This window comes from Aggregatimonas sangjinii, assembly GCF_005943945.1.
GTDB classification, from domain to species: domain Bacteria; phylum Bacteroidota; class Bacteroidia; order Flavobacteriales; family Flavobacteriaceae; genus Pelagihabitans; species Pelagihabitans sangjinii.
In genome coordinates, this window is record NZ_CP040710.1 from 1,781,466 (window position 1) to 1,806,341 (window position 24,876).

Below are 24,876 nucleotides of genomic sequence, written 5' to 3' on the forward strand. Positions count from 1 at the left end.
GATTTAAATCTCATCATGCATAGTCGACCCTAGTAAAGATGAAACTGCCTCAACCTTTAATCGTCGGTAGGATAACTATTGAATATGCACAAAACCCATTTTAAAAAATCCACATGATAAAAAATTATTTTTTAGCTGTTTTCGCGATGCTTGTGCTGTTTTCCTGTGGTCAAAATACCGACCGGAAAGGTATCTATGTAAAAGACATCAGTGCATTGCACAACGCCATAAAAAATGCAAAACCGGGGGACGAAATCGTTATGGCGAATGGAGATTGGAACGATGTCGAAATCCGATTTGTAGGGTATGGAACCGAGGAACAACCCATTACGCTTAAAGCCGAAACGGCAGGAGAGGTGCTCATTAAGGGCAAATCCGATTTAAAATTAGGTGGGGAATATTTGATTGTGAACGGATTACACTTCAACACCGGATACTCCCCATCCAGCGCGGTCATCGAGTTTGCCACAAGCCGGGATACGGTCGCCAACCACTCTCGGGTAACCCATTGTGTGCTGAAGGGCTTCAATAAACCCCAAAGAAATCAAACCGATTTATGGGTACTGTTCAAGGGGCGCCATAACGAATTAGATCACTGTTACATCGCAGGAAAATCGAACAGGGGACCTACCGTCAGGGTTGATTTGGAAGGAAATCGGAATATCAAGAACTACCATAAAATCACGAATAACCATTTTGGGCCAAGACCACCCAAGGGAGGCCCCAGTGCGGAAACCATCCAAATCGGGAATAGTTATACCTCTATGGCGCCAAGTTATACGCTGGTAGCGAACAATTTTTTCGAACGTTGTAACGGGGAGGTGGAAGTGATTTCCAGCAAAACGAATTTCAATGAATTTCGAAACAACGTGTTTTATAAGAGCGAAGGCTCATTGGTCACCCGGCACGGAAATTATTGTACCGTAGACGGCAATTACTTCATCGGGGATGAAAATTCGGAACAAATTGGAGGGATACGCTTGATTGGCACAGGGCATTGGGTCACGAACAATTATTTCTACAATCTAAAGGGAAGTATATTTAGGAGTCCGCTTGCGGTGATGAACGGTATTCCAAAATCTCCGTTAAATCGGTATATACAAGTCACCGACGTTGTGGTCGCCTACAATTCTTGGATAAATTGCGACGCTCCCCTGCAGTTTGGTGTGGGGTCGAATATCGATCAGAAGGAGGTGCTTCCCGCTTCCGAAATCCGGTCCGAGCGACCTATTCGTACCCTTGTAGCAAATAATCTGGTCTATAACGATACTGGGGATGCGCATCCCATCGTTGCCCACGACTCCTTGGATGGTATCACCTTTAAAAGCAATGTAATCGACAATCAAGGGGTATCGTTCCCGTATGAATCCGCTTTTGAGCAGAAGGACTTTTCGCTTTCGGAGTTGGATGAGAATCTTTTTATACCGACCGAAGGCTTACCGGATGTAGCGCTGTACCAAGGATTCGAGTTTGACCAAATTACGGAGGATTTGTTCGGAAATTCGCGAAAAGGGAAAAATCAGGTCGGTGCGGTTGCCGGCAAACCTGAAAGGAAGCCGGAGCTTATGGATTTGTCGAAATACGGGCCGGATTGGTATTCCCTTATTTCCCAAGAAAAAATGCCCGCCCAAAAACATTCCGTTGGTTCGGCGGCCGAATTGGAAACCGCCGTTCGTGAGGCGCAAAGCGGCGATACGATTCTATTGACCATCGATCGGTACGCCCTAGAGACCCCATTGAAAATCGACAAAAAGCTTAGTATATATTCCAAGGGTGAAAAAAAGGCTACCATTACGTACAACGGCCCATCAAAAACCCCGCTATTTGAGATGAACCCAAAAGGGGAGTTGGTCTTAGAATCGGTAATTCTTGAAGGAAATAGCGAGAACTATGCCTTTGCCAGTTTAGAGGAAAACATGTCCAGCCTATATAACCTAGAGGTTACGAACGCCGAAATCACGAGCTTTGACTACGTGTTGAAAGGATATAAACATTCCTTTTCCGAATATAATCAATTCAAGGCTACTCTAATAAAGGATTGTAACAATGGAATTGAACTCGCGGCGGAAGATGATGACAAAGGCGATTACAATGCGGAGAACCTACTTGTTACCGATTGCCGGTTCGAAAACGTTAGCAGAAATGTGATCGACTATTACCGGGGGGGCTATGACGAATCCACAGTGGGCGGCAACTTAGTTGTAACCAACAGTTCATTTATCAATTGCGGAGCTCAAGAAGAGGACGGGATTTTAATCAATACCTATGGTATAATCAATGTCGCCATTTCCGGTAATACCTTCAAAAACAATCAAGTAAAAATGGTCGCACGTTTATGGGGGGCAAAGAACAATTCACATTCCGATAATGTTATCGAGAATTCCGGAGATTTGGTTGTTGAACAGAACCTTCCATTAAAATTAATGTACTAGAAATGATGACGAAAAAAGTAATCACTTTCGGCGAAGTAATGATGCGGTTGTCCCCGCCGGGCTATGAAAAATTTTCGCAGGCTTCCCACTTTGAATTGGTCTACGGAGGCGGAGAGGCGAATGTCGCCATTTCATGTGCCTACTTGGGCATGAAAGCGGCCCATGTGACGCGATTTCCGGATAACGCTTTGGGAAAGGCTGCCACCCAGTTCTTACGAAAGCATTGGTTAAGTACCGAACATGTCCTCTATGGCGATCAGATGATGGGCAAATATTTTTTGGAAAAAGGTGCCGTACATCGGCCCAGCGAGGTTATCTATGAACGGGAAGGATCTTCGTTCTCTTTGATCGAACCGGCAATGATAAATTGGGAGGATGTGCTCAAAGACGCCGATTGGTTTCATTGGACAGGTATTACCCCCGCCATTTCAGAAGGTGCCGCCAAATGTTGTCTAGAGGCCATCAAAACAGCGAACAAGCTGGGAATAATGGTTTCAGGGGACATCAATTCGCGTAGCAATATGTGGAAATACGGAAAATCGATGCAGCAAATCATACCAAATTTGGCACAACATTGTGATGTCATTATTTGCAGTAGCAGCGGGATGCGCGAAATGTTTGGTTTGGAAGGCAAGTTCCAGTCTTTGGCCGAACAGATAATCACTCTTTATCCAAAAGTTAATAAAGTGGTTAAAAAAACGCGAACGACGCTAAGTGCATCCCACCATCAAATTAAAGGTAAAATGTGGAATGGTGAAGAGTACATCAAGACCGATAAGCTCAATATAACCCATATTATCGACCGTGTCGGTACAGGAGATGCCTTTGCCGCCGGACTCATTTACGGGCTTTTGCATTTCGATGACGAGCAGGCCCTGGATTTTGCCACCGCTGCCTGCGCCCTAAAACATACCGTTCCTGGGGATGTCAATACCGTATCGCTGGAAAACGTACAAAGTTTGATGGAAGGGGATACTTCCGGTGCCATCAAGAGGTAAACGAAATGTAAAAACGGCGGAAATCTTGTGCGAAAATTACTTTTAAACAAAAACCAAAATGAAAACCCGAGCCATTACCATCTCTGTGATCCTCATATTGTTGGGCTTTTTATTCTTCCTTGGTAGTTGCAAGGAGAAAACGAAGCAAGTTCAAAGCGTAGCATCCGCAGCGCATAAATACCCGAGCGATGTTATCCCGTTTATGGATGAATGGAAGATTCTTTGTGGAGATGGGACCCGTTCAGAAGATTTGGTGAATTTTGAAAAGAAGGATTTTTTTTATGTCGAAAATGATGGGCAAACCGATTGGGTGGTGTATAAAACCCCGAATTCGGGTGTCACCTCGCGAACCTCGAGCAATACCCGAACGGAGTTAGGGCAAAAAGCCCATTGGATTCCCGAAACCGGTGGTAAACTGACTGGTACCCTGAAAGTAATGCAGGTGTCGACTACGGGTGATGCGACCGTATCTTCCTCCTTCTCGACGGTCGTTGGACAAATCCATAGCGATGAAGGACATGAGAATGAACCTTTAAAAGTTTTTTACAAGAAGTTTCCCGGCCATGAAAAAGGTTCGGTCTTTTGGAATTATGAAATCAACACTGCCGGGAGTAATGAGGGCCGATGGGATTTTTCGACCGCCGTTTGGGGGTATGATTTTTCAGATGTTGGTGCAAGTGCAACAGAAAATCCTGAAGAACCGCAAGACGGTGTGGCCCTAGGCGAAGAATTCAGTTATGAAGTAAATGTTTTTGAAGGTATGATGTATCTCACTTTTACGGCTGAAGGTCATGAAACCAAAAAATTCGCCAAGAATTTATTGAAATCCGATTTTGTCACAAAAGCCGATGTCCCTGAACAAATTTTAGCCACCTATTACGAGAGAGGCCGTGATGGCGTTGAACGAGATACGGCCTACACTGGAGAAATACAATATTTTAAGCAAGGCTGTTACAATCAGGCAAACGGAAAGTCCACAAAATCAGAAACCTATGGCGGTGATATAGCAAAGCAGTACGCTAACGGAAGTTTTGCCGAGGTATGGTTTAAGGATGCAACCGTTGGTGCGGGAACAAAACCCAATTAATATAAAGATGAAACTAAACACTAAAAACGTATTCACGTCCGCTATTATCCCTTTGGCGCTTTGTACTTTTCAAATACTTGGTAGTTGCAAGCACACCGATAAGAAACCAAATACTCCTACTTCCCCTAACACCGGTAAAAACGCGACGCAACAAGCTGTACACGCGAGTGATGTTATTCCATTCTTTGAACATTGGAATTTAATCTTGGGCGACGGTTCTAATGTGGGTAAGGCGGTTGACTACGAGAATAAGGATTTTTTTTACACCACAAATGACGGCAATAGCGATTGGGTCGTATTTAAGACGCCGAATGGTGGAGACACACATGGCACCTCTAATAACACAAGAACCGAATTGGCACAGTTAAAAAAATGGTATCCAAAAACTGCCAATGATAAATTGTCGGCTACGCTGAAGGTGATGAACGTATCAGCCACGGGTGATGCTCGTGTCGCCTCGACTCATTCGGTAGTGGTAGGACAGATTCACAGTGCCGATGGGCATGAGAACGAGCCTTTAAAAATATTTTATAAAAAGTTTCCAGGGCACACGAAGGGTTCTGTCTTTTGGCACTATGAAATCAATACAGCCGGTGATGACAATTCGGGAAGATGGGATTATTCCTCCGCAGTCTGGGGCCATGACTTTTCTGTTGTCGGCGACTCGGCGAAAACCTATCCAAAAGAGCCCGAAGACGGTATTTTATTAGGTGAAGAATTTAGTTATCAAATCGAGGTTAAAGAGGGTATAATGAACTTAAAATTTTCCAGTGACGGTCATGAAACCAAAACGTTTATAAAAAACTTGATTGAATCGGAATTTACCACAACAGCAGATATACCTGAGCAGACACAAAAATTATTTGTTCCGATTGGTCAAGATGGGGTAGAGCGTGCAACCGCATATACAGGTGAGGGTTTATTCTTTAAATTGGGTTGTTACAATCAAACGAATGGAAAATCCCCTGAAGAAAATCAAAATTGGTGTTCTGGAGCGGAAACGCATGGCGGGGACATTCAGAAACAATATGCGGACGGAAATTATGCAGAAGTTTGGTTTAAATCAGGGAGTATTACGATAAGTGATGCCGCGGTTTCAAATAAAGGGTATTTCACTAAAAACGATTAAATAACTTAACTTAGAAATAATGGTGCATTTGGTAAACCAATTCAGATGCCTTTTGAATATAATGAAAAAGAAGAAGACTATAATTTATTTGATGTGCCTTATTTATTTGACACTAAGTGTATCTGCGTCTTCACTGCAGGCCCAAGAGCACCCTAAATTAATTCTTACCAAAGCTGGTGTCGAAAAAATCAGGGCTGAATTGGGCAAGGTGCCCCTATTCGATGCGTCCTTGGCGCAACTGAAAAAAGAGGTCGATGCTGAAATTGCTTTGGATATTGATACTCCAGTCCCAAAAGATTATTCTGGGGGCTACACCCATACCCGTCATAAAAAGAATTGGATAGTCCTTCAAAATGCAGGTCTGCTTTTCCAGATTTTAGAGGATGAGAAATATGCGATTTATGTACGGGATATGTTATTGCAATATGCGGAGTTGTATCCTACTTTACCGGCGCACCCAAAAACGCGTTCCTATGCCAGGGGTAAACTGTTCTGGCAATGTCTAAACGATTCCAATTGGTTGGTTTATGTGAGTCAGGCTTACGATTGCATTTACGATTGGCTCTCTAAAAAAGAACGTAAAAACTTAGAGAAGAATTTATTTAGACCTTTTGCAGATTGGATATCCGTAAAAAATCCGCAGTTCTACAACCGTGTGCACAACCACAGCACATGGGGTAATGCCGCTGTGGGCATGATTGGTTTGGTTATGGGTGATGATGAATTGGTAGATAGAGCTTTGTATGGTCTTAAAGATGCTCCCTTAAATACGGGGGAAAAGGATGATGATGGTGGCTTTATTTATGCAGAGGATGGTAAAGCTGGTTTTTTGGCAAATCTTGATGAACCATTTTCACCGGATGGTTATTATACGGAAGGACCTTATTACCAGCGCTATGCCATGTATCCGTTCTTGATTTTTGCAGAAGGATTGGAAAACGTAAAACCGGAACTAAAGATTTTCGAGTATAAGAATGGCGTTTTGTTAAAGGCTGTTCATGCACTCTTAAACCTTTCGGATGCCGATGGAGAATTCTTTCCCTTAAACGATGGGCAAAAAGGAATGTCGATTTATACCTCTTCATTGGTAAGTGCTGTAGATATTGCCTATCATTACGGGGGTAACAATCCGCAATTATTAAGCATAGCCCAAGAACAAGGCAAAGTATTATTGGATGATTCCGGCTTGGCGGTTGCTATGGGTATTAGAGATGGACTGGCAGTGCCTTTTGAAAAAAAGTCCATCAATTTGTCCGATGGTTCTATGGGGGAGCAGGGTGGAGTTGGAATTTTGCGATATGGCAATGAAGATTTGACCTTGGTATTCAAATATGCTGCTCAAGGATTAAGCCACGGACATTATGATAAGTTGTCTTATTCCTTTTTTGAAAAAGGAGATGAAGTACTACAGGATTATGGCTTATCGAGATTTGTAAATATTGAACAAAAAGGGGGCGGCAATTACTTAAAAGAAAACAAGACTTGGGCAAAGCAGACCATAGCGCATAATACTTTGGTCCAGAACAAAACTTCCCATTTTAAAGGCATATATGAAACAGCTAGCAAGCATCACTCAGAATTGTATTTCTTTGATGCTTCAAAAAGTGAAGTCCAAGTAGTAAGTGCGAAAGAAAGTAATGCCTATCCCGGTACCGAAATGCATCGCACAATGGCACTTATAAAGGAGGATGGTTTTGAAAAACCTTTTCTCTTGGATATTTTAAAAGTAACATCCGACAGTATTCATCAATATGACCTACCTTTTTATTTTATGGGTCAAGTAATACAAACAAATTTTGAGTATAAGGCACCAGAAACCGTGGAGCCATTAGGTAATACATTCGGCTATCAACATTTATGGACGGAAGGAGTAGGTAACGCAAGCGGCGAAAACACCAAATTTAGTTGGATGAATAAGCGTCGTTTTTACACACTAACTACAACAACTACAGCAGCTGATGAAATACGCTTTGTTCGAATAGGGGCAAATGACCCGGAATTCAATTTGCGACGTGATGCAGGATTATTGCTGCAGCGAAAAGATGTGCAGCATACCACCTTTGTGTCGGTAATCGAATCACATGGCAGTTATAGTCCCGTTTCGGAGTTTGCAGTAAATTCAAAAAGTAGCATTGCAGCTGTAAAAATCCTTCACGACGACGACAGGTATACGGCAATAGAGATAGCGTCTATTGATGGTGGGAAGCACTTATTTATACTTTCAAACAGCGATGCCGCCAAGACGAGTAAGCATAAATTAAACATTAACGGGAATGATTATTCATGGTCAGGCCCCCATTATTTCAACTAAAAAAGATAAAATTATGAAACGATTTAGTGAAAAATATATCACCACAAAGGAATTGGAATGGGAAGAACTCGGTGGAGGAGTATCAAGAAAATTCTTAGGGTACGATAACCAAATCATGATGGTAAAAGTAAAATTCGAGAAGGGTGCATTGGGATCCCCACATCAACATTTTCACACCCAAGCTACCTATTGTGTCTCAGGTAAATTTGAATTCGAGATTGATGGAGAAAAGAAAATTGTGGAAGCAGGGGATGGGGTCTATATTGAACCTAATTTGTTGCACAGTGCAATCTGCCTGGAAGAGGGGATGCTTATCGACACCTTTAGCCCTGTTCGAGAAGATTTTCTAACTGGGGATGGCGTGTCTTATTTTGGAGATAAAGAATCTTAATAAAAAAGCCAGTCAATGAAATTAGAATTTCATGACTGCCTTTAATTTTAAAATAAAACAAGCGCTATTCGCTAAAGTGGAATAGATATGAAAAATAAACTTACCGGAAAAAATGTGCTCATTACAGCTGGTGCCCAAGGCATTGGCGAAGCAATAACCAAACACTTTATCGATAGTGGGGCCAATGTGGCCATTCATTATTTTTCGAGTGCGGAAACTGCAATCGAATTGGCAGGATATGCGACTAGTAAAGGACTAAAAGCGGTAGCGGTCAGCGGCGACTTAACAATAGAGGACCAGGCGAACGACTTAGTTGAAAAAGCAGTGGAGGCGCTTGGTAGTTTGGATATATTAATCAACAATGCGGGCTCCCTAGTAGCGCGTAAAATGCTTGACGAAATGGAGGCCGAGTTCTGGCACAAGGTAATGGATATCAACCTTACGTCCATGATGTTTGTAACGCGAGCGGCAACTCCTTATCTAACAAAAAACAAAAATAGCAGTATTGTTAATTTGGCATCGCTTGCCGGGCGTAAAGGGGGGCATCCGGGATCATTGGTATATTCGACCAGTAAGGGAGCTATCCTTACATTTACAAGGGCACTCTCCTCTGAATTGGGGCCCTTTGGTACACGAGTGAATGCAGTTGCCCCGGGCCTTATTCTTGGAACATCGTTCCACAATACGCACACCACAAAAGAATCCGCAGCCGCTACAACGGCAGGTATTCCAATTCAACGTGCCGGTAATGCGGATGACGTGGCACGAGCGGTGCGCTATCTGGCGTCCGAATACGATGGTTTTATTACCGGCGCAACGCTCGACATCAATGGTGGCGTTTACAATATGTAACTCCCGTAAAACTCCACTTGTATGCGATGCCGATATCAAATACTTCATCGAGAAGCTGCTAAGGGAGAAACTGCGAACACTGCTTCCTTTCTATCGCCTACCGATACCTCATTTAAGACCCGTTCGAATATCGCCATCAACGGTGGACCGCCCTTTTCCTAGCCAGCGTGGATTCACGGATAAAGAGTTAAAGGCAGGTTTCATCCTAACACTGCAAGCCCGAAATGTTAAATTTTCATTTTTCCTTTTTTTAACGAATAAATAACATATATTTGGTCAACCAAACTGGTTAACCAATATGGAAAACCAATTATAATCAAAAATAACTGTCTGATGAAATCATAAATAAACCTCATAAAAAAAGGATGGGGTGCAACCCATCCTTTCAATCAAATTACTTCATTTCTAAGGCGAAGTAAAACTTGTAACTATTGCTAGCTACACGCTTCTAACAAACATAGTTAAATTCTTTGAAGTTGTGTAATGGCAGGTGAACCGTGATTTTCGTGAAATCATGTGAAAAACATCGGAGTAATGGCCGGTTTTCTTAACTAACTTAATATCAACACAAATGAATTTAAAAATCAAACTGAGTTTAATCCTCTCACTGTTCATCAGTATGGCCACTTTCGGTCAGGACAGCTACACATTATCGGGTACCACCGTAGACGAAGCGGGTGTTCCGATTCCTGGGGTGAACATCGTTGTCCTTACGACTACAAACGGTGTTGCTTCCGATTTCGACGGAAACTTTTCAATCAACGTCTCTACTGATGACGTACTTCAATTCTCTTATATAGGCTATGTCACCCAAACCGTTATCGTGAACGGCCAAAACAATATAGAAGTCTTTATGAGGGAAGATGCCAGCCAACTGGATGAAGTTGTTGTGGTCGGATATGGTACTCAAAAAAAATCTACTGTTACAGGTTCGATTTCCAAAGTTACCAATGAAACTTTGGATCAGATTGCAGTAGCAAGGGTAGATGAGGCGCTTATCGGTCAAGTGTCGGGAGTTAATATTCAGGCAACCAATGCCGAAGCTGGTGGTGCACCTACCATTACCATTAGAGGTGTCGGCTCGGTAACCGCTGATTCAGGTCCCGCTTTGGTGGTTGACGGCATCGTTGTAAGTTCAGAATTTCTTGCCAACATAGATATGAACAATGTTGAATCCTTTGAAATCCTTAAGGATGCGGCTTCAGCCGCTATTTATGGGAGTGAAGGGGCAAATGGGGTTATTTTGATAACCACCAAGAGCGGTAAAGCGGGAAAAACGAATTTTAGTTACCAAACCTACACAGGGTTTAAACAAGCTCATGGTAGTGATGATTATCGAAAAGACCTTAATGAATGGGCCGATATCGAACAAGCGGCAACGGGAACCCTTTCTGGAGAAACCTTGTACGCTCTCGATTTAGCTAGAGTTACGGGCGTGAACAGAGATTGGCAAGATGTCTTCTTTAACGGGGGTAATGTAACCAGTCACTCGCTCTCTGCAAGAGGTGGTTCGGAAGACTCCACTTTTAGCGCTTCTTTAAGAGCGCTACATGATGAGGGAGTAGTAATTACCGATGACTACAAATTATATACGGCGAACCTAAAGTTCGATACTAAAATCGGTAAGAAATTAAAATTCGGCCTAACGGCATCCCCTTCTTACACCGAACAAAGAAGATTACCAACTTCGATTCATAATCCGACGCGACAATCGCCTTGGTTGCCTATTTACCACACTGAAGAATCGTTGCAGTTTATCAACCGCGATGTATATCCAAATGTTGGTGTAGGGGACTACTTTTGGGAAAACCATTTAGAAAACAGGAATTATGATAACGACTTAAATGGTGATGGTTCGCAAAATACCGAACGCCCTAGAACTTCAGGCGATTCTAACCCATTTCAACAATACGTAGAACGGCAGCATTATGAATTTAATACGAAACTGTTCGGTTCTACCTACTTGAGCTATAAGATTGCAGATGGCTTGGTCGCCAAAACATCTTTAGGTGTTACGTTGGAAGAGCGAACAAGAGACCGCTATGACGGTGTAAACTATCATGCCGCCGGTGCAAGTAGATCGAACTACTATTTACAGAACAGATCTCGAAAAAGGCTTATTTCCGATAATACCTTGAATTACAACAAGACATTCGGTGATCATGTACTCGGTGTGCTGGGCGGTCTTACCGTGCAACAACGTACAAGTGAGACCAGCGAAGTAGAAGGTAGCGGGTTTTCGGATGATCGTCTTAGAAATATACAAGGTGCCAATCCTGATAATACAACCGTATTTCAATCCAATACCGAATTGAAGAAAATAGGTATGTTCGCACGGGTAAATTACGCGTACAAAGATAAATACCTATTTAATGCGTCCTTTAGACGGGATGGTAGTTCTGTTTTTGGTGTGGAGTCCAAATGGGGTAATTTCCCTTCCGTGTCTGTTGGTTGGAATGTGGCAAAAGAAAATTTCCTATTGAATAGTGAAGTGGTAAACACTCTCAAGTTCAGAGCCAGCTACGGTCTTACAGGCGCCGAAAACTTTAATGTAGGGAATGAAGTGGTCAATACTTGGCCCTATTTGGCATTATTGCAGAATAGCAATGCTATTGTAGAAGGTAGTATTGTCTCTGGTGTATCCCCTTTGAACATCGCAAATGCTTTATTACAGTGGGAGGCCTCTAAGGAATTTACCATCGGACTTGATTATGGTTTTTTTAATAATAGGGTTACGGGGTCAATCGATTATTATCAGAGAAACAGTGATGAATTGCTATTGGAAAATCCGGTTTCCTACATTACGGGATTCACAAGTGGCATCGTAAACTTAGGCGAGGTTCAAAACAGAGGTTTGGAATTTGAACTAAGGACCAAGAATATTTCCAATGAGAAATTTCGTTGGAATTCTACTTTCATAGCATCGACCAATCAAAATGAACTGTTGAGTTTCGGAGACTCCAATAACGCATTGATCGAGGATAGCTATGGTAGAAATTCGCAATGGATCAACAGGATCGGAGAACCGATATCCTCTTTTTGGGGCTATGTTGTAGATAATGAAGCGTTTGATGAAACGCAGTTTCGGACTACTTATGTGAGTACCCCTTGGAATCGTATAAATGGTCAGTCAGAGGATACCATAGTCAAAGATTTGAATGGAGATGGTATTATTACGGCAGAGGATAAAACTATTCTCGGAAATCCTTATCCGGATTTGATTTATGCTTTTACGAACGATTTTCAATTCGGTCAAGTTGATTTCTCTTTTCAGTTACAGGGTAGTTTAGGGGCACAAGTGAACAACATTGGCGATCAATATTTTTACAATTGGTTCGGTAATGCTACTGCCAGTGGAGGTGCGGAACAAGCCGTTGCAGATGGCTTGGTTTCCGATACGTCCTTTATTCAAGAGAAGGTATTAACCAGTGAGGTAATCGCAAGTGCGGATTATTTCTCTTTACGTAATGTTAATATTGGTTATAATTTTGATGCTAAGACGCTTTCAAGAATTGGATTAACGGGTCTTCGGGTGTATGCGACCGGGCAAAACCTTGTGTATGTGACGGCGGATGACTATCACGGCTTTAACCCAGAGCACGATGATAATGGGAACCCTAGAGCATATGGTTCACAAAGAGCGGGTACGCCTATCTTTAGAACCGTATCATTAGGTCTTAATATTGATTTTTAAAAATAAAAAAAGAGAATTATGAAATATATAAAATATTTGACATTCACTTTAGCGGCAATTTTGATGTCCTGTGATGCAGACGAGTTTTTAAATCCCATACCTGACACCGTGGTTGTAGAACAAGCGTTTTATCAATCGGATGCCGATGTACTACAGGGTGTTATAGGTATCTACGATGCTCTTCAAGGTGTTAACGACGCGACCGAAAGTAGCGAAGCGAATTTTAATAGGGGGGTTCAGTTTGAGCATTTATTAACGGAACACCGTAGCGATAATACCCGCAACGCTACATTGGAAGGTTCTAAAGCCGATTTTCATAGATATGTAATTCAGGCGGTTAATGTAGAATCAGAGGATTATTGGGCATCGATGTATAACGTCATCTTCAGGGCCAATAATATTCTAAATTTTATTGATATTGCCGATGAGAGCAATCAGGCGAGATATACGGCCGAAGCTAAATTTTTAAGAGCATATGCGTATTTTAAATTAGTGAGATTATATAGCGATATTCCCTTGGTCACCGAGGTGGTACTTGCGGAAGATCGTGAAGCGGTTTTTACGAGGGTATCGGAGGAAACGGTTTATGCCCAAATCGTTGAAGACTTACAGGAAGCTATTGCCGTGTTGGATAATACGTATAAGTCCAGGGCCTCAAGAGCGGCCGCTCAAGGGTTGTTGGCGAAGGTATATATGTCCCAACCAACGCGCAACTATGAAGCTGCGCTGCAACTCTGCGAAGCCATTATAAATAGTGGTGAGTTTAGTCTGCAAGATAACTTTTCGGATGTGTTCTATAACGAATTGAACGATGAGATAATTTTCGCCATTCAGTACGATTTTGGAAATCCGCAAGAAAGTCAAGGCTATTCTGCGGAGTTTGCATCGACCTTCCGTCAGGGTACCGACGATGGGCAGAATATTCTGCATGATAACTTGATAGCCGATTTTCAGGCTTTCGGAGGAACCCGTACAGACGTGTCTTTTATCACTTTTCCCACAAGAAGCGAAGTGACTAAATACCTGCCGGAAGGTTCTGACTTGTCCATTTTTCCGCCATCTTATGGCGATAATGCCCGTAACGCCGGAAATGACTACATCGCGTTACGTTATGCAGACATATTACTAATGCAAGTAGAGGCTGCCATAGGAACGGGTACCAGTACGACTAACGCAGGTGCGCTACGATCTTTTCAGCTGATTCGGGACAGGGCTTTTCCGGAAACCGCACCTAATTCCGTTTCGAGTATATCAAAAGAGGAGCTCTTGGTGGAGCGACGTGTAGAGTTGGCTTTTGAAAATCAACGTTGGTTCGATCTGCAAAGATTTGGAGTAGCGGCAGAGGTATTGGCCGCACATGCCCTAGAAGAGGGATATACTTTTACTGGAACGGACTTATTGCTTCCGATTCCTGCAAGGGAAATCAATTTAAGCGGAGGGCTTTTGACACAAAATCCGGGGTATTAATCGTAAATAAAAAACTATGAATTGTAAAGTAAATATAATGGGTAAGACCAAACTGTTGCTACTGATGATGGTTACGGCCACCATCGCTATTAGCTGTGTTAATGAAGGGCTTTTTAGGGATGATTTGCCGGAAGCGAATTCTAAGGCGGATGAGATATTTCCGGACGCTAATTTCTCATATGCTTCTTCTGCGGATAATTTCAGGGAGATTTCTTTTAGCAACCTCTCTTCCGAAGCCGCCACGTTCTCGTGGGACTTTGGAAATGGGAATACCTCGACCGATCAAAATCCTGTCTTTGTATTTGAAGATGGTGAAGGAACGTATCCGGTTACATTGACGGCCACGGATGGCAATGGTATAACCGGAACTACTACAATAGATGTAATTGTTGTAGAAGGTCCTTTTCAACCAGTTATTCTAGAACCAGGTTTTGAAGACGACACCCTACCAGAGGGAGGCGGCGACGGGCGTGATTCTTGGAGAAATAATGATTTGGGCGGTGTCATTCAAATTACAGGCTCCCCCGTAACTTTTGGAGATCAAGGTGCCAAATTACCTACGCCGGCGGGAGATCGTATCGGTTACCAAGAAATCACCGTTGATCCGGAAGCTAATTATGACCTGGCCTTTTGGTACACTATGTTGAGTGGTTCGGCGGATGCTTCACTAACAGTTTCTATTTTGGCCGTAACCCAAAATGGCGGTACGTTTACTAGCATGGAAGAGGTAGCCGATCAGACCATCGCATCTATAACGGTGACCGACGACGAGGATCCGGCCGTTTACGTACAACAGACCTTGTCCTTTAATTCAGGGGATAATAATACGGTGGCCATATTCTTTACGAATGGGGAGGTTGAAGCAAGGCTTGATGATTTTACAATCGATATTGGAGCTCCCGGGGCAGTTCCTCCTTCTGCCGCATTTACTCCTGCACAAAGCGAAAGCAACTTCTTGGAGTATTCATTCTCGAATTCATCAACCGGAGCTGTTAGTTTCGAGTGGGATTTTGGTGATGGAAATTCTTCAACCGAAGAATCGCCGACGCATATTTATGAAAATGCCGATACCTACGAAGTAGTACTTACCGCAACGAACGGGAATAATTTATCGACATCATTAAGTCGCTCTATTACGATTCTAGCTCCTGTAACTGCCGATTTCACTTCTCAGGTCGATGCAAGTGATTATAGAACGTTCGATTTTACCGATGCTTCCGAGGGAGCGGCGATGTTGCTGTGGGAATTTGGCGATGGCTTCCAATTTACGGGAATGAATCCCACACATACCTATGATGAAGATGGTATCTATACGGTTACTTTAACTGCAACAAGTATAACGGGCAATACTGCCGTCGCCAGCGAGGAACTGGTCGTGTCCGAAGGATTTATCGTACAGGTTATCAATGGTACGTTTGATCTTTACGGCACCACTCCCGGATGTGGTGGTGAAAGTACAGGAGACAATGTAGATCCTTGGGATATGACCACCAATTCGACCATTAAGGATTGTGATGGCAACGATATCCCCAGTCCTTACGCCGACCTTTGGGACAACCCTGCATTAGATAGTTGGCTTGAGGGGGAATATGGGGATGATAGTGAGCAAGCCGGCTCTACTAGCGATGGAAACAATGATACCAGAGGTGCGAAATTAGACGAGACCGGGCGTCGCTTATACCAAGTAGTAACCGTGCAACAAGGACAGACGTACACGTTCTCGATTGATGCAAGTACTACCGCAGCAGGGATAACATCAGAGGTGTTTATCCTAAATACGGAAATCGAGGATGAGGTGGCTATCAATGCGTCTACTTCCGCTCCAGTTGTCGACGCTTATTTTGCAATACCCAATAGTTTCGCCACGAACGGAGATGCCTATACGACCCATACGTTTGATTTCACGGCATCGACGAATGCGATTGTTATTTATGTCAGGAATATTGATGTTGTAGATGGTTCGGCAGAGGCCTTTTTTGATAATATAGAAATTACTCAATAGTACAATAAACGATTTATTGTTTAAGTCTTAAAACCACCCGCAGGTTGCATGCGGGTGGTTCTTAAGGACTTTGGCTAAGGAATACGAAATACAGTCATACAATGCATCTTTTAACTTTTAGGATGAACGTGTTCTCAAAAAAATATACTGCGATTTTTTTAGTTTTATTTCTTACGCTTGGTGCCACTTGCCAGGAAAGGAGCAGTGGTGCCAAAGATTTGCAAATTAAGAGCGGTAAAAAGAAGAAAAAAAGAAAGGTAAAATTACCCGATATAGATTTAAGCCATTGGAAGGTTACAATTCCCGAAGGTAAGGGCAAAGGAGGTGCACTAAGTATATCACCCCCTGAAATTCTTGATTATGGAAACAATGAAGCTTTAAAACCCTTTATGTTTAATGATTCAGTTTCCGGGGCACTGGTTTTTCTTGCTTACCCAACTAATGCAACCACTGCGAATACGAAATATTCACGTACCGAACTCAGGGAACAGATGGAGCCTGGAAACGATAACGTGAACTGGACATTTGCCCAAGGTGGAATTTTAACAGCAAAAATGGCCATGGAGGAAGTTTCAAGAACTGATGATGGTACGTCCCACAAGGTTATTGTTGCACAGATTCACGGTCGATTAACCGACGAACAACGTAAATTGATAGGGCAAAAAGATAATAATGCACCGCCTATGCTAAAAATCTATTGGCATAATGGGAAAATACGGGTAAAAACGAAGGTTTTAAAATATGCGGGTGTCAATCAAGTAGGAATACTTCAAAAGGAGGCATGGACCGATGATAATGGAAAAACCTTTGAACAAGACGTGGGCTTTATGAAATTTACGATTGAGGTAAAGGTTACAGAAGGAAAAATGGTAGTGTCGCTCAATAAAAATGAATTTTTTGTTTATGATAACCCAAGCATAAAAAGATGGGGGGTTTTTGAAAACTACTTTAAGGTTGGGAATTATTTTCAGTCAAGGGATGCGGGATCCTTTGCCAAGGTAAAGCTTTATGAGCTTCATGTAGAACATTAATGTTAAGGAATGAATATGGCAGGGAAAAAATACACATACGGGATTTTGATAAATCAACTAAATTTTAGGCTTGGGTTGGTCTTCGTTCTTTTTACAATGGCATATTCTTGCAGTAGCGATAATATTGATGTAGAAGTTGAAGAAATAGAAGAAGAACAAGTTGATCCGGAAGATCAAGTTGAGGAGGAAGAGCAAACATCATTTAATCTTCCGGAAATTGATTTAAATAATTGGAAAGTGACCTTACCTATTTCAGTAAATGGAAAACCAATTGAAGTAGAGCCACCAGAAATATTGAATTATGCTACCAATGACGTTTTGAAACCATTTATGTTCAATGATTCAATTAACGGGGCACTGGTTTTCTATGCGTATCCTGGGGCTACGACAACCAATTCATCGTACTCCAGAACTGAATTAAGGGAACAAATGAACCCGGGTAGCAATTCGACCAACTGGACTTTTGGACAGGGAGGATCTATGAAGGGAACGCTTGCTCTAGCAGAAATTTCAAAAGATAATGACGGCGACTATCATAGAACAATGGTTATGCAAATACATGGTCGATTGACTAATGAACAACGGGATTTAATCGGCGAAAGTGATAATAATGCACCACCCATGTTGAAAATCTATTGGCAGGATGGGTATGTAAGGGTCTTAACAAAGGCTTTAAAAAACTTAAATGCTTCCGATACAGAAATATTGTATACGGATGCCTGGGAGGATGGGGAGAGTTATACTTTTTCCGATAAGGTTGACTTTGATAAGTTCACTATTGAAATAAAAGTATCCGAAGGAAAAATGGAAGTGATATTGAACGAAAGCGATTCTAAAACTTTTGAGGACATACACATTTTAAAATGGGGCGTTTTTGAAAACTATTTTAAGGCGGGAAATTATTTGCAAACAACGGATCAAGAGGCTTTTGCGAAAGTTAAATTTTATGACTTAGAGGTTAAACATTAAATTACCCACCTATAACGTTAAAATTACAGATGAGCCTTTTTAAGATAGTTCACTGTATTGTTCGAGTTAGTTTTTGTGGCATTTTACCGGTCCGCTTGACGGGCCGGTAGAAATGCTCGAATCTAGGACGATATTGTACCTTTTATAGACGATTGGGACAGGCTTAATTTTTTTAGGACCGATTTAATTGGCTAATTTTAACAGACCAATCTGGTCAACCAGTTTTAAACAATTCTAGTAAAGCCTATGAAAATAGAAATCCTCACAAGAAGCGAGAATCAAGAAATTCAAAACGAAATTATTTCCAAAATCAGGGATTTGATGAACTATAAAAATCTTGAACCTGGTGATAAGCTTCCCTCGGAACGAATGCTCTCTGAAAAATTTGAAGTAAGCCGCAGTAACGTGCGCGAAGCGATACATAAATTGGAGTTTTACGGCCTATTAGTTTCAAAGCCACAAAGTGGAACCTTTGTTGCCGATATCGGGCAAGTGGCCATGAACGGTATGATTGAGGATATTTTGCGTTTGGAGGAACCTGATTTCAAGTCCTTGGTGGAAACAAGGATTCTACTTGAGCTAAAAACAGTACGACTGGCAGCAATGCGAAGAACCGATGAGGATTTAAAACAAATGGAGGAGGCCTTGAATGCATACACCGAAAAAGTACTCAATAACCAAGATGCGGTTCAGGAAGATCTGCTCTTTCATCTGGCCATTGCCAAAGCAAGCGGTAACAGTACCATGAATACCTTTATGTTGATCATTACACCCGAAATCATTACCAACTTTGAAAAATACCATGTTTGCGACAAGAATATGGCCTTTAGAGGTATTGAAGAACACAAAGATATCTTTCACGCCATAAAGGAACAAGATCCACAATTGGCGAAAGCAAAAATGAAGGTGCATTTCAAGACTTTATATCAATACTGTTACAATCTGACGGATTAAAAATGTGTAACCGATTCAAGTAAGAACATCGATATGAATGATTTACCATGAAATAACTGTACACTCAATCTTGACAGGAAACTCAAAATAGCTCGTCTGGGGAATCGGGTCCAGTTGCAATAGAGCCAAATACTAGAACAACTATTTGATTTATACGAACACCAACCAAAATAACAATACATGAAGGTTAAAGGATTAAGATGGTGGATCATTGCATTAATATGCCTGGCTACCGTAATCAATTATATCGATCGTACGGCCTTTGGGGTTATGTGGCCCGAAATGGGCAAGGATTTGGGTATGGATGAATCGGACTATGCCGTGATGCTGAACGTCTTCATGATTACCTATGCAGCTGGTAAATTTCTCTCCGGAAAACTATATGACATGATCGGTACGCGAATGGGTTTCGTGGTGTCGATTGTAGTATGGTCGCTTGCGGCGGTATTTCATGCCTTTGCAAAGGGCTTGGTCTCGCTAAGTATCGTCAGGGCATTACTGGGTCTTGGTGAGGCGGGCAACTGGCCAGGAGCCGTAAAGAGCAATGGAGAGTGGTTTCCGATTAAGGAGCGAGCCATCGCGCAGGGCATTTTCAATGCAGGGGCCTCCTTAGGGAGTGTTATCGCACCGGCCCTTATCGCGGTGTTGTATTCCCAATTCGGTTGGCGCACTACCTTCATTATCTTAGGGGCTGCGGGATTGCTTTGGGTCATTCCCTGGTTGTTCATCAACAAGGCCAAACCGGGCAAACATTCCTGGATAACCGAAGAGGAACGAAAGATGATATTGGCGGATCAAATCAAGCCTTCCGGCGAAGATGAAAAGGAAAAAGGATTGTCGCTTCTTCAAATATTAAGCTATAAGGAGTCATGGGGCGTACTCATGTCCCGATTTTTTATCGAACCGATTTGGTGGCTTTTTGTTGGTTGGATGCCACTCTATTTAAATTCCAAATTCGGGTTCAGTATCGAGGAAATAGGTTCTACGATCTGGATTTCCTATTTAGGCGGCATGGCAGGAAGTATTATCGGAGGTTGGTATTGTGGCAAACTGATGGAGACAAAAACGGTCGATGCGGCAAGGAAAATTACGATATCCATCGGAGGGGCTTTGATTTTCTTGGGCTTGCTAGGTATTATTTTCTTGGTAACCGAGAACAATCCCATGACCTTTATCTATATTGTAGCGGTAGTACTTTTCGGCTTCCAGTTTGCCATTGGGAATATCCAGACCTTATCAAGCGATTTGTTCAGTGGCCCTTCTGTAGGCACCTTGGCAGGTTTGGCGGGAACGGTAGCTGCGGTTTCGGTAATCATCATGAATTCATTGATTCCGATGATTGCGCAAGTGTCCTACACCCCGGCGTTTATCGTAATAGCGATATTGGCGCCTTTGGCAGTATTGTCCATATACACATTAATAAAAAGAATAAGGCCTGTAGAGGTTGAATCAGTATAATCAGATTAATAATTAAATAAAATGAGTCAAAAAGGAAGAGTAGCTGTAATAACAGGAGCAACGGGAGGTATCGGTTTTGAAGTTGCGAAACGATTGGGAAAGGAAGGATATACCGTTGTTTTGAACGGTATACAAGACGATGAGGGAGCGAAGCGGGTAGCAGAGCTTAGCGCGGAAGGCATCACAGCGGAATATTATGGTTTTGATGTGACGGATGAAGAGGCGGTAAGTTCCAACATCAAGAAAATTGGGGAAAAGCACGGAAAAATAGATGTGCTTGTCAACAACGCAGGAGGTTTGGGTGGAAGATCCAGATTCGAAGAAATGACCACGGAATTCTATCGATCGGTCATGGCATTGAACCTCGACTCTACGTTTTTCGCCTCAAGGGCGGCGATTCCTTATCTGAAAAAAGGGAAGAATGCGACCATCATCAATTACACGTCCATTGCAGGGTGGAACGCCGGGGGTCCCGGTGCCGGAATTTACGGAACATCAAAAGCAGGAGTCCATGCGATTACCAGGGCCTTAGCTAAAGACCTCGCCGAATACGGGATTCGCGTAAACGCCGTATCGCCGGGTACTATCGACACGCCTTTTCATTCACAAATCAAATCTACAAAACCCGAAGTTTTCGCCTCATGGAAAAACAATATCCTCTTAGGTAGATTGGGACAGCCCGAAGATGTAGCGGCGGTAGTTTCTTTTCTGGCAGGCGACGACGCCCTGTTCATGACCGCTGAAACGATTCAGGTAGGCGGTGGACAAGGTTTGGGGATTTAATATCCGATACCTAGGATACTAGTACATAATTTTATTACTTTCCCACGGCCAAAGCAGTGCCGCCCTCGCGAATGAGCTTCGGCAGTTAGAAAGAACATTGTTAATTTAATTCAATTGTAAATGAAAAAAGTAGTGACATTTGGTGAAATCATGCTCCGTTTATCACCCCCGGGATTTTTACGTTTTTCACAAGCCAGCTCCTTCGACGTGGTCTATGGTGGCGGGGAGTCTAACGTAGCGGTCTCTTTGGCCAATTATGGTGTTCCGGTAGATTTCGTAACACGTTTGCCCAAAAATGATATTGGGGAATGTGCTATGATGGAAATGCGCAAAAGAGGTGTAGGCGTAGACAAAATTGTTTATGGCGGCGACCGTTTGGGTATCTATTTTCTGGAAACCGGCGCAGTATCCCGTGGCTCAAAGGTTGTTTATGACCGTGCCCACTCCGCTATTGCGGAAATAGAACCGGGAATGATCGATTGGGATGCGGTTTTTGATGGCGTAGAATGGTTTCATTGGACGGGTATCACCCCGGCCATCTCCCAAGGAGCTGCCGATGTTTGCTTAGAGGCGGTAAAGGCAGCTGATAAAAAAGGCATTACGATTTCAACGGATTTGAACTATCGGGCCAAATTGTGGACCTATGGCGGTGACAGGGAAAAAATAATGACGGAACTAACCTCCTATTGCGATATCATACTCGGAAACGAAGAGGATGCCGAGAAACATTTCGGAATTCACCCTGAAGGCTTGGACGTTCACAAAGATGGTCACGACGTCAAGGCAGAGGCTTTTCTATCGGTGTGCAAACAGATGATGAAAAAATTCCCCAAGGCCAAAAAAGTAATTACGACCTTAAGAGGTTCCATTTCCGCATCGCACAATACTTGGGCAGGTGTATTATGGGACGGCTCCAAAATGTACGAAACACGGCAATATCAAATCACCGATATCGTCGATAGAGTGGGTGGTGGTGACTCCTTTATGGGCGGCCTGATCTATGGTTTATTGAAATATCCGGAGGATGATCAAAACGCATTGGATTTTGCGGTAGCCGCTTCTTGTTTAAAACACACTATAAAAGGAGATGCGAACTTGGTTACCGTATCAGAGGTTGAAAAATTGATGGGCGGCGATGCTTCCGGAAGGGTGGCTAGGTAAGCCTTCTCTGACCCCTCCGAAGGCGGACGATATATCACATTTGCAATGTGGTTTGTCAAATAAATTGATGAATACTGCAAACTGTGTGAATGAACTCAAGACGGCTTCAATAAAAACTAAATAATAAAGTCCTTCCCTTGGGGAAGGATTTATGATGGGCTTATGGCACAATTTTCAAGAATAGAAGTAGTAACAGTGATGAAGGAAACCGGAATGGTTCCTCTATTTTATCATCCGGATATCGAACTGGGAAAAAACGTACTGAAAGCTTGCTACGATGGTGGAGCGCGGCTATTGGAATTTACGGCGAGGGGTGATTTTGCCTTCGAGGTGTTTCTGGAACTGAATAAGTTCGCCATCAAAGAATTGCCTGGAATGATTATGGGGGTTGGTTCGATTACCGATGCGGGTGCCGCATCGATGTTCATGCAAATGGGAGCCAATTTTATAGTCACCCCTTCTTTGAGGGAAGATATTGCCATCGCTTGCAATCGAAGGAAAGTACTGTGGTCTCCGGGTTGCGGTTCGTTAACGGAAATAAATAAGGCAGAGGAAATGGGCTGTGAAATCGTGAAATTGTTTCCCGGGTCTACCTATGGCCCTGGTTTTGTTAAAGCGATTAAAGGTCCCCAGCCATGGACAAGTGTCATGCCAACAGGCGGGGTAACCACCGAGGAGAGCAACTTGAAAGGATGGTTTGATGCAGGGGTAACCTGTGTGGGTATGGGTTCTCGGCTTATCAGCAAAGAAGTGTTGGCCAACAAAGACTACAGCGGATTGACAAATACGGTTCGCGATACTTTGGCCATGATTCAGCGATTGAATAAATAAAGATGGACAAACAGGCCAACTCATCGATTTGGAAAAAATTGTTGGCCTTGGTTTTGGCTTTCGGCCCCGGTATCTTCGCCATCGGGTATACCATTGGTACCGGCAGTGTAACGTCGATGATCGTTGCCGGAAGTACCTACGGCATGCAATTGTTATGGGTGCTACTCTTAAGCTGCATCTTTTCCGGACTGCTTATGTTCGCCTATGGAAACTATGCCCTGGTTACCGGCGAAACCGCGCTTTATGCTTTTAAAAAGCATCTGAAATGGGGGAAATTGATCGCCATTCTGATCATTGTCGGTATTTCTTTCGGGCAATGGAATTCTCTCATGGGTATTTTGGGGATATCCGCCAACATCATCTACGAGATTTTCCTAATTTATTTTCCCGCTTTGGTCGGCTATCAATATGAAGTCGTGCTGACCATAGCCATTGTCATCATCGTGGTTTTTTACCGATTCTTATTGATAGGAAAATACGCCTTCTTTGAAAAAATTCTCGTTGTCTTTGTTAGTATCATGGGGCTCTCCTTTGTTATTTCGCTCTTTATGGTGTATCCGCTGCCCATTGAGGTTGCAAAAGGATTAGTACCTTCTATTCCAAAGGTGGAAGGCGGTCAAATGATGGTAGCGGCCTTTGTGGGTACGACGATGGCGGCGGCTACATTCTTATCACGTCCTTTATTTGTTAAAGGCAAGGGTTGGACCATTAAGAATCTCGCACAACAAAAGAAGGATTCGATCATAGCGGCTTGTCTGGTCTTTCTCATCAGCGCTTCGGTAATGGCGGTGGCCTGCGGCGCACTTTTTCATCAAGGGCAACCGGTAACCAAAGTATTGGATATGGTCAATACCTTGGAACCCGTGGCCGGTAAATTCGCATTGACCCTCTTCTTTTTCGGAACATTGAGCGCAGGGTTGTCCTCGATTTTTCCCTGCTTGCTGATTGCTCCGATTTTAGTGGCCGACTATCAATCGGGGGAGCTAGACACGACTTCCAAACAGTTTAAGGTCATAACGGCCGTCGCTTGCCTGTTCGCTTTGATCGTTCCCGTGTTCGGTGCCAACCCCATTGAGATGCAGATTGTGTCGCAGGTATTCAATGTTTTCGTGCTGCCCTTGGTGATATTGGGGATCATCCTACTCATCAACAGCAAAAAGTTGATGCGCGAGTACAAAGCGAGTATTTGGCTGAATATTGGTTTGTTCGCGGCATTTTTCTTTTCCTGCGTCATTTCCTATAATGGTGTAGTGGCTTTGACCGATTTCTTTTGAAACACCGGACGATAAAGCGATGTTTTAAGTGAATTGATACATTTTTTTAACT

The 24,876-nt window shown here is 42.9% G+C and carries 19 protein-coding genes; all 19 read left to right on the top strand.

All coding sequences use genetic code 11. The features are described from left to right. Nucleotides 1–113 precede the first annotated feature (113 nt). The 19 genes from FGM00_RS07255 to FGM00_RS07340 all read left to right on the top strand — a co-directional run bounded on the left by FGM00_RS07255 (nt 114) and on the right by FGM00_RS07340 (nt 24,824). Entirely contained in the window at nt 114–2,432 is a 2,319-nt protein-coding gene (locus FGM00_RS07255) for a chondroitinase-B domain-containing protein (protein ID WP_138852256.1), read from the top strand. Nucleotides 2,433–2,434: 2 nt separating this feature from the next. Then, nucleotides 2,435–3,430, top strand: a complete 996-nt coding sequence (locus FGM00_RS07260) for a sugar kinase (protein WP_236262959.1) — start codon at nt 2,435–2,437, stop codon at nt 3,428–3,430. A gap of 58 nt (nt 3,431–3,488) precedes the next feature. Beyond that, a complete protein-coding gene (locus tag FGM00_RS07265; RefSeq protein WP_138852257.1) occupies nt 3,489–4,517 on the top strand; it encodes a polysaccharide lyase family 7 protein in 1,029 nt (342 codons plus the stop codon). A gap of 7 nt (nt 4,518–4,524) precedes the next feature. Next, nucleotides 4,525–5,646 carry a polysaccharide lyase family 7 protein gene (locus tag FGM00_RS07270; RefSeq protein ID WP_138852258.1) on the top strand — a complete coding sequence of 374 codons (1,122 nt, stop codon included), beginning with the start codon at nt 4,525–4,527 and terminating at the stop codon, nt 5,644–5,646. A gap of 61 nt (nt 5,647–5,707) precedes the next feature. After that, nucleotides 5,708–7,957 carry a heparinase II/III domain-containing protein gene (locus FGM00_RS07275; RefSeq protein WP_138852259.1) on the top strand — a complete coding sequence of 750 codons (2,250 nt, stop codon included), beginning with the start codon at nt 5,708–5,710 and terminating at the stop codon, nt 7,955–7,957. Nucleotides 7,958–7,970: 13 nt separating this feature from the next. After that, nucleotides 7,971–8,348 carry a cupin domain-containing protein gene (locus FGM00_RS07280; RefSeq protein ID WP_138852260.1) on the top strand — a complete coding sequence of 126 codons (378 nt, stop codon included), beginning with the start codon at nt 7,971–7,973 and terminating at the stop codon, nt 8,346–8,348. An 87-nt stretch (nt 8,349–8,435) separates the two neighbouring features. Continuing rightward, nucleotides 8,436–9,200 (top strand): SDR family NAD(P)-dependent oxidoreductase, encoded by a 765-nt coding sequence (locus FGM00_RS07285; RefSeq protein WP_138852261.1) that lies wholly within the window; start codon nt 8,436–8,438, stop codon nt 9,198–9,200. A gap of 21 nt (nt 9,201–9,221) precedes the next feature. Next, complete coding sequence (locus FGM00_RS19790) at nt 9,222–9,362, top strand: hypothetical protein (RefSeq protein WP_175416201.1); 141 nt, start codon at nt 9,222–9,224, stop codon at nt 9,360–9,362. Nucleotides 9,363–9,771: 409 nt separating this feature from the next. Further along, nucleotides 9,772–12,894, top strand: a complete 3,123-nt coding sequence (locus tag FGM00_RS07290) for a SusC/RagA family TonB-linked outer membrane protein (RefSeq protein WP_138852262.1) — start codon at nt 9,772–9,774, stop codon at nt 12,892–12,894. An 18-nt stretch (nt 12,895–12,912) separates the two neighbouring features. Then, complete coding sequence (locus FGM00_RS07295; RefSeq protein ID WP_138852263.1) at nt 12,913–14,361, top strand: RagB/SusD family nutrient uptake outer membrane protein; 1,449 nt, start codon at nt 12,913–12,915, stop codon at nt 14,359–14,361. 16 nt (nt 14,362–14,377) lie between these two features. Then, nucleotides 14,378–16,363, top strand: a complete 1,986-nt coding sequence (locus FGM00_RS07300; protein WP_138852264.1) for a PKD domain-containing protein — start codon at nt 14,378–14,380, stop codon at nt 16,361–16,363. A 122-nt stretch (nt 16,364–16,485) separates the two neighbouring features. Next, on the top strand, nt 16,486–17,394 hold the full coding sequence (locus FGM00_RS07305; protein ID WP_138852265.1) for a polysaccharide lyase family 7 protein: 909 nt from the start codon (nt 16,486–16,488) through the stop codon (nt 17,392–17,394). Nucleotides 17,395–17,409: 15 nt separating this feature from the next. Then, a complete protein-coding gene (locus tag FGM00_RS07310; protein ID WP_236262961.1) occupies nt 17,410–18,363 on the top strand; it encodes a polysaccharide lyase family 7 protein in 954 nt (317 codons plus the stop codon). Nucleotides 18,364–18,609: 246 nt separating this feature from the next. Beyond that, on the top strand, nt 18,610–19,317 hold the full coding sequence (locus tag FGM00_RS07315; protein WP_138852266.1) for a FadR/GntR family transcriptional regulator: 708 nt from the start codon (nt 18,610–18,612) through the stop codon (nt 19,315–19,317). A 180-nt stretch (nt 19,318–19,497) separates the two neighbouring features. Next, complete coding sequence (locus FGM00_RS07320) at nt 19,498–20,775, top strand: MFS transporter (protein WP_138852267.1); 1,278 nt, start codon at nt 19,498–19,500, stop codon at nt 20,773–20,775. Nucleotides 20,776–20,796: 21 nt separating this feature from the next. After that, nucleotides 20,797–21,558, top strand: a complete 762-nt coding sequence (locus FGM00_RS07325; protein ID WP_138852268.1) for an SDR family NAD(P)-dependent oxidoreductase — start codon at nt 20,797–20,799, stop codon at nt 21,556–21,558. A gap of 120 nt (nt 21,559–21,678) precedes the next feature. Continuing rightward, a complete protein-coding gene (locus FGM00_RS07330; RefSeq protein WP_138852269.1) occupies nt 21,679–22,719 on the top strand; it encodes a sugar kinase in 1,041 nt (346 codons plus the stop codon). A 162-nt stretch (nt 22,720–22,881) separates the two neighbouring features. Next, a complete protein-coding gene (locus FGM00_RS07335) occupies nt 22,882–23,550 on the top strand; it encodes a bifunctional 4-hydroxy-2-oxoglutarate aldolase/2-dehydro-3-deoxy-phosphogluconate aldolase (RefSeq protein ID WP_138852270.1) in 669 nt (222 codons plus the stop codon). 2 nt (nt 23,551–23,552) lie between these two features. Beyond that, nucleotides 23,553–24,824 (top strand): Nramp family divalent metal transporter, encoded by a 1,272-nt coding sequence (locus FGM00_RS07340; protein ID WP_138852271.1) that lies wholly within the window; start codon nt 23,553–23,555, stop codon nt 24,822–24,824. Nucleotides 24,825–24,876: the final 52 nt, after the last annotated feature.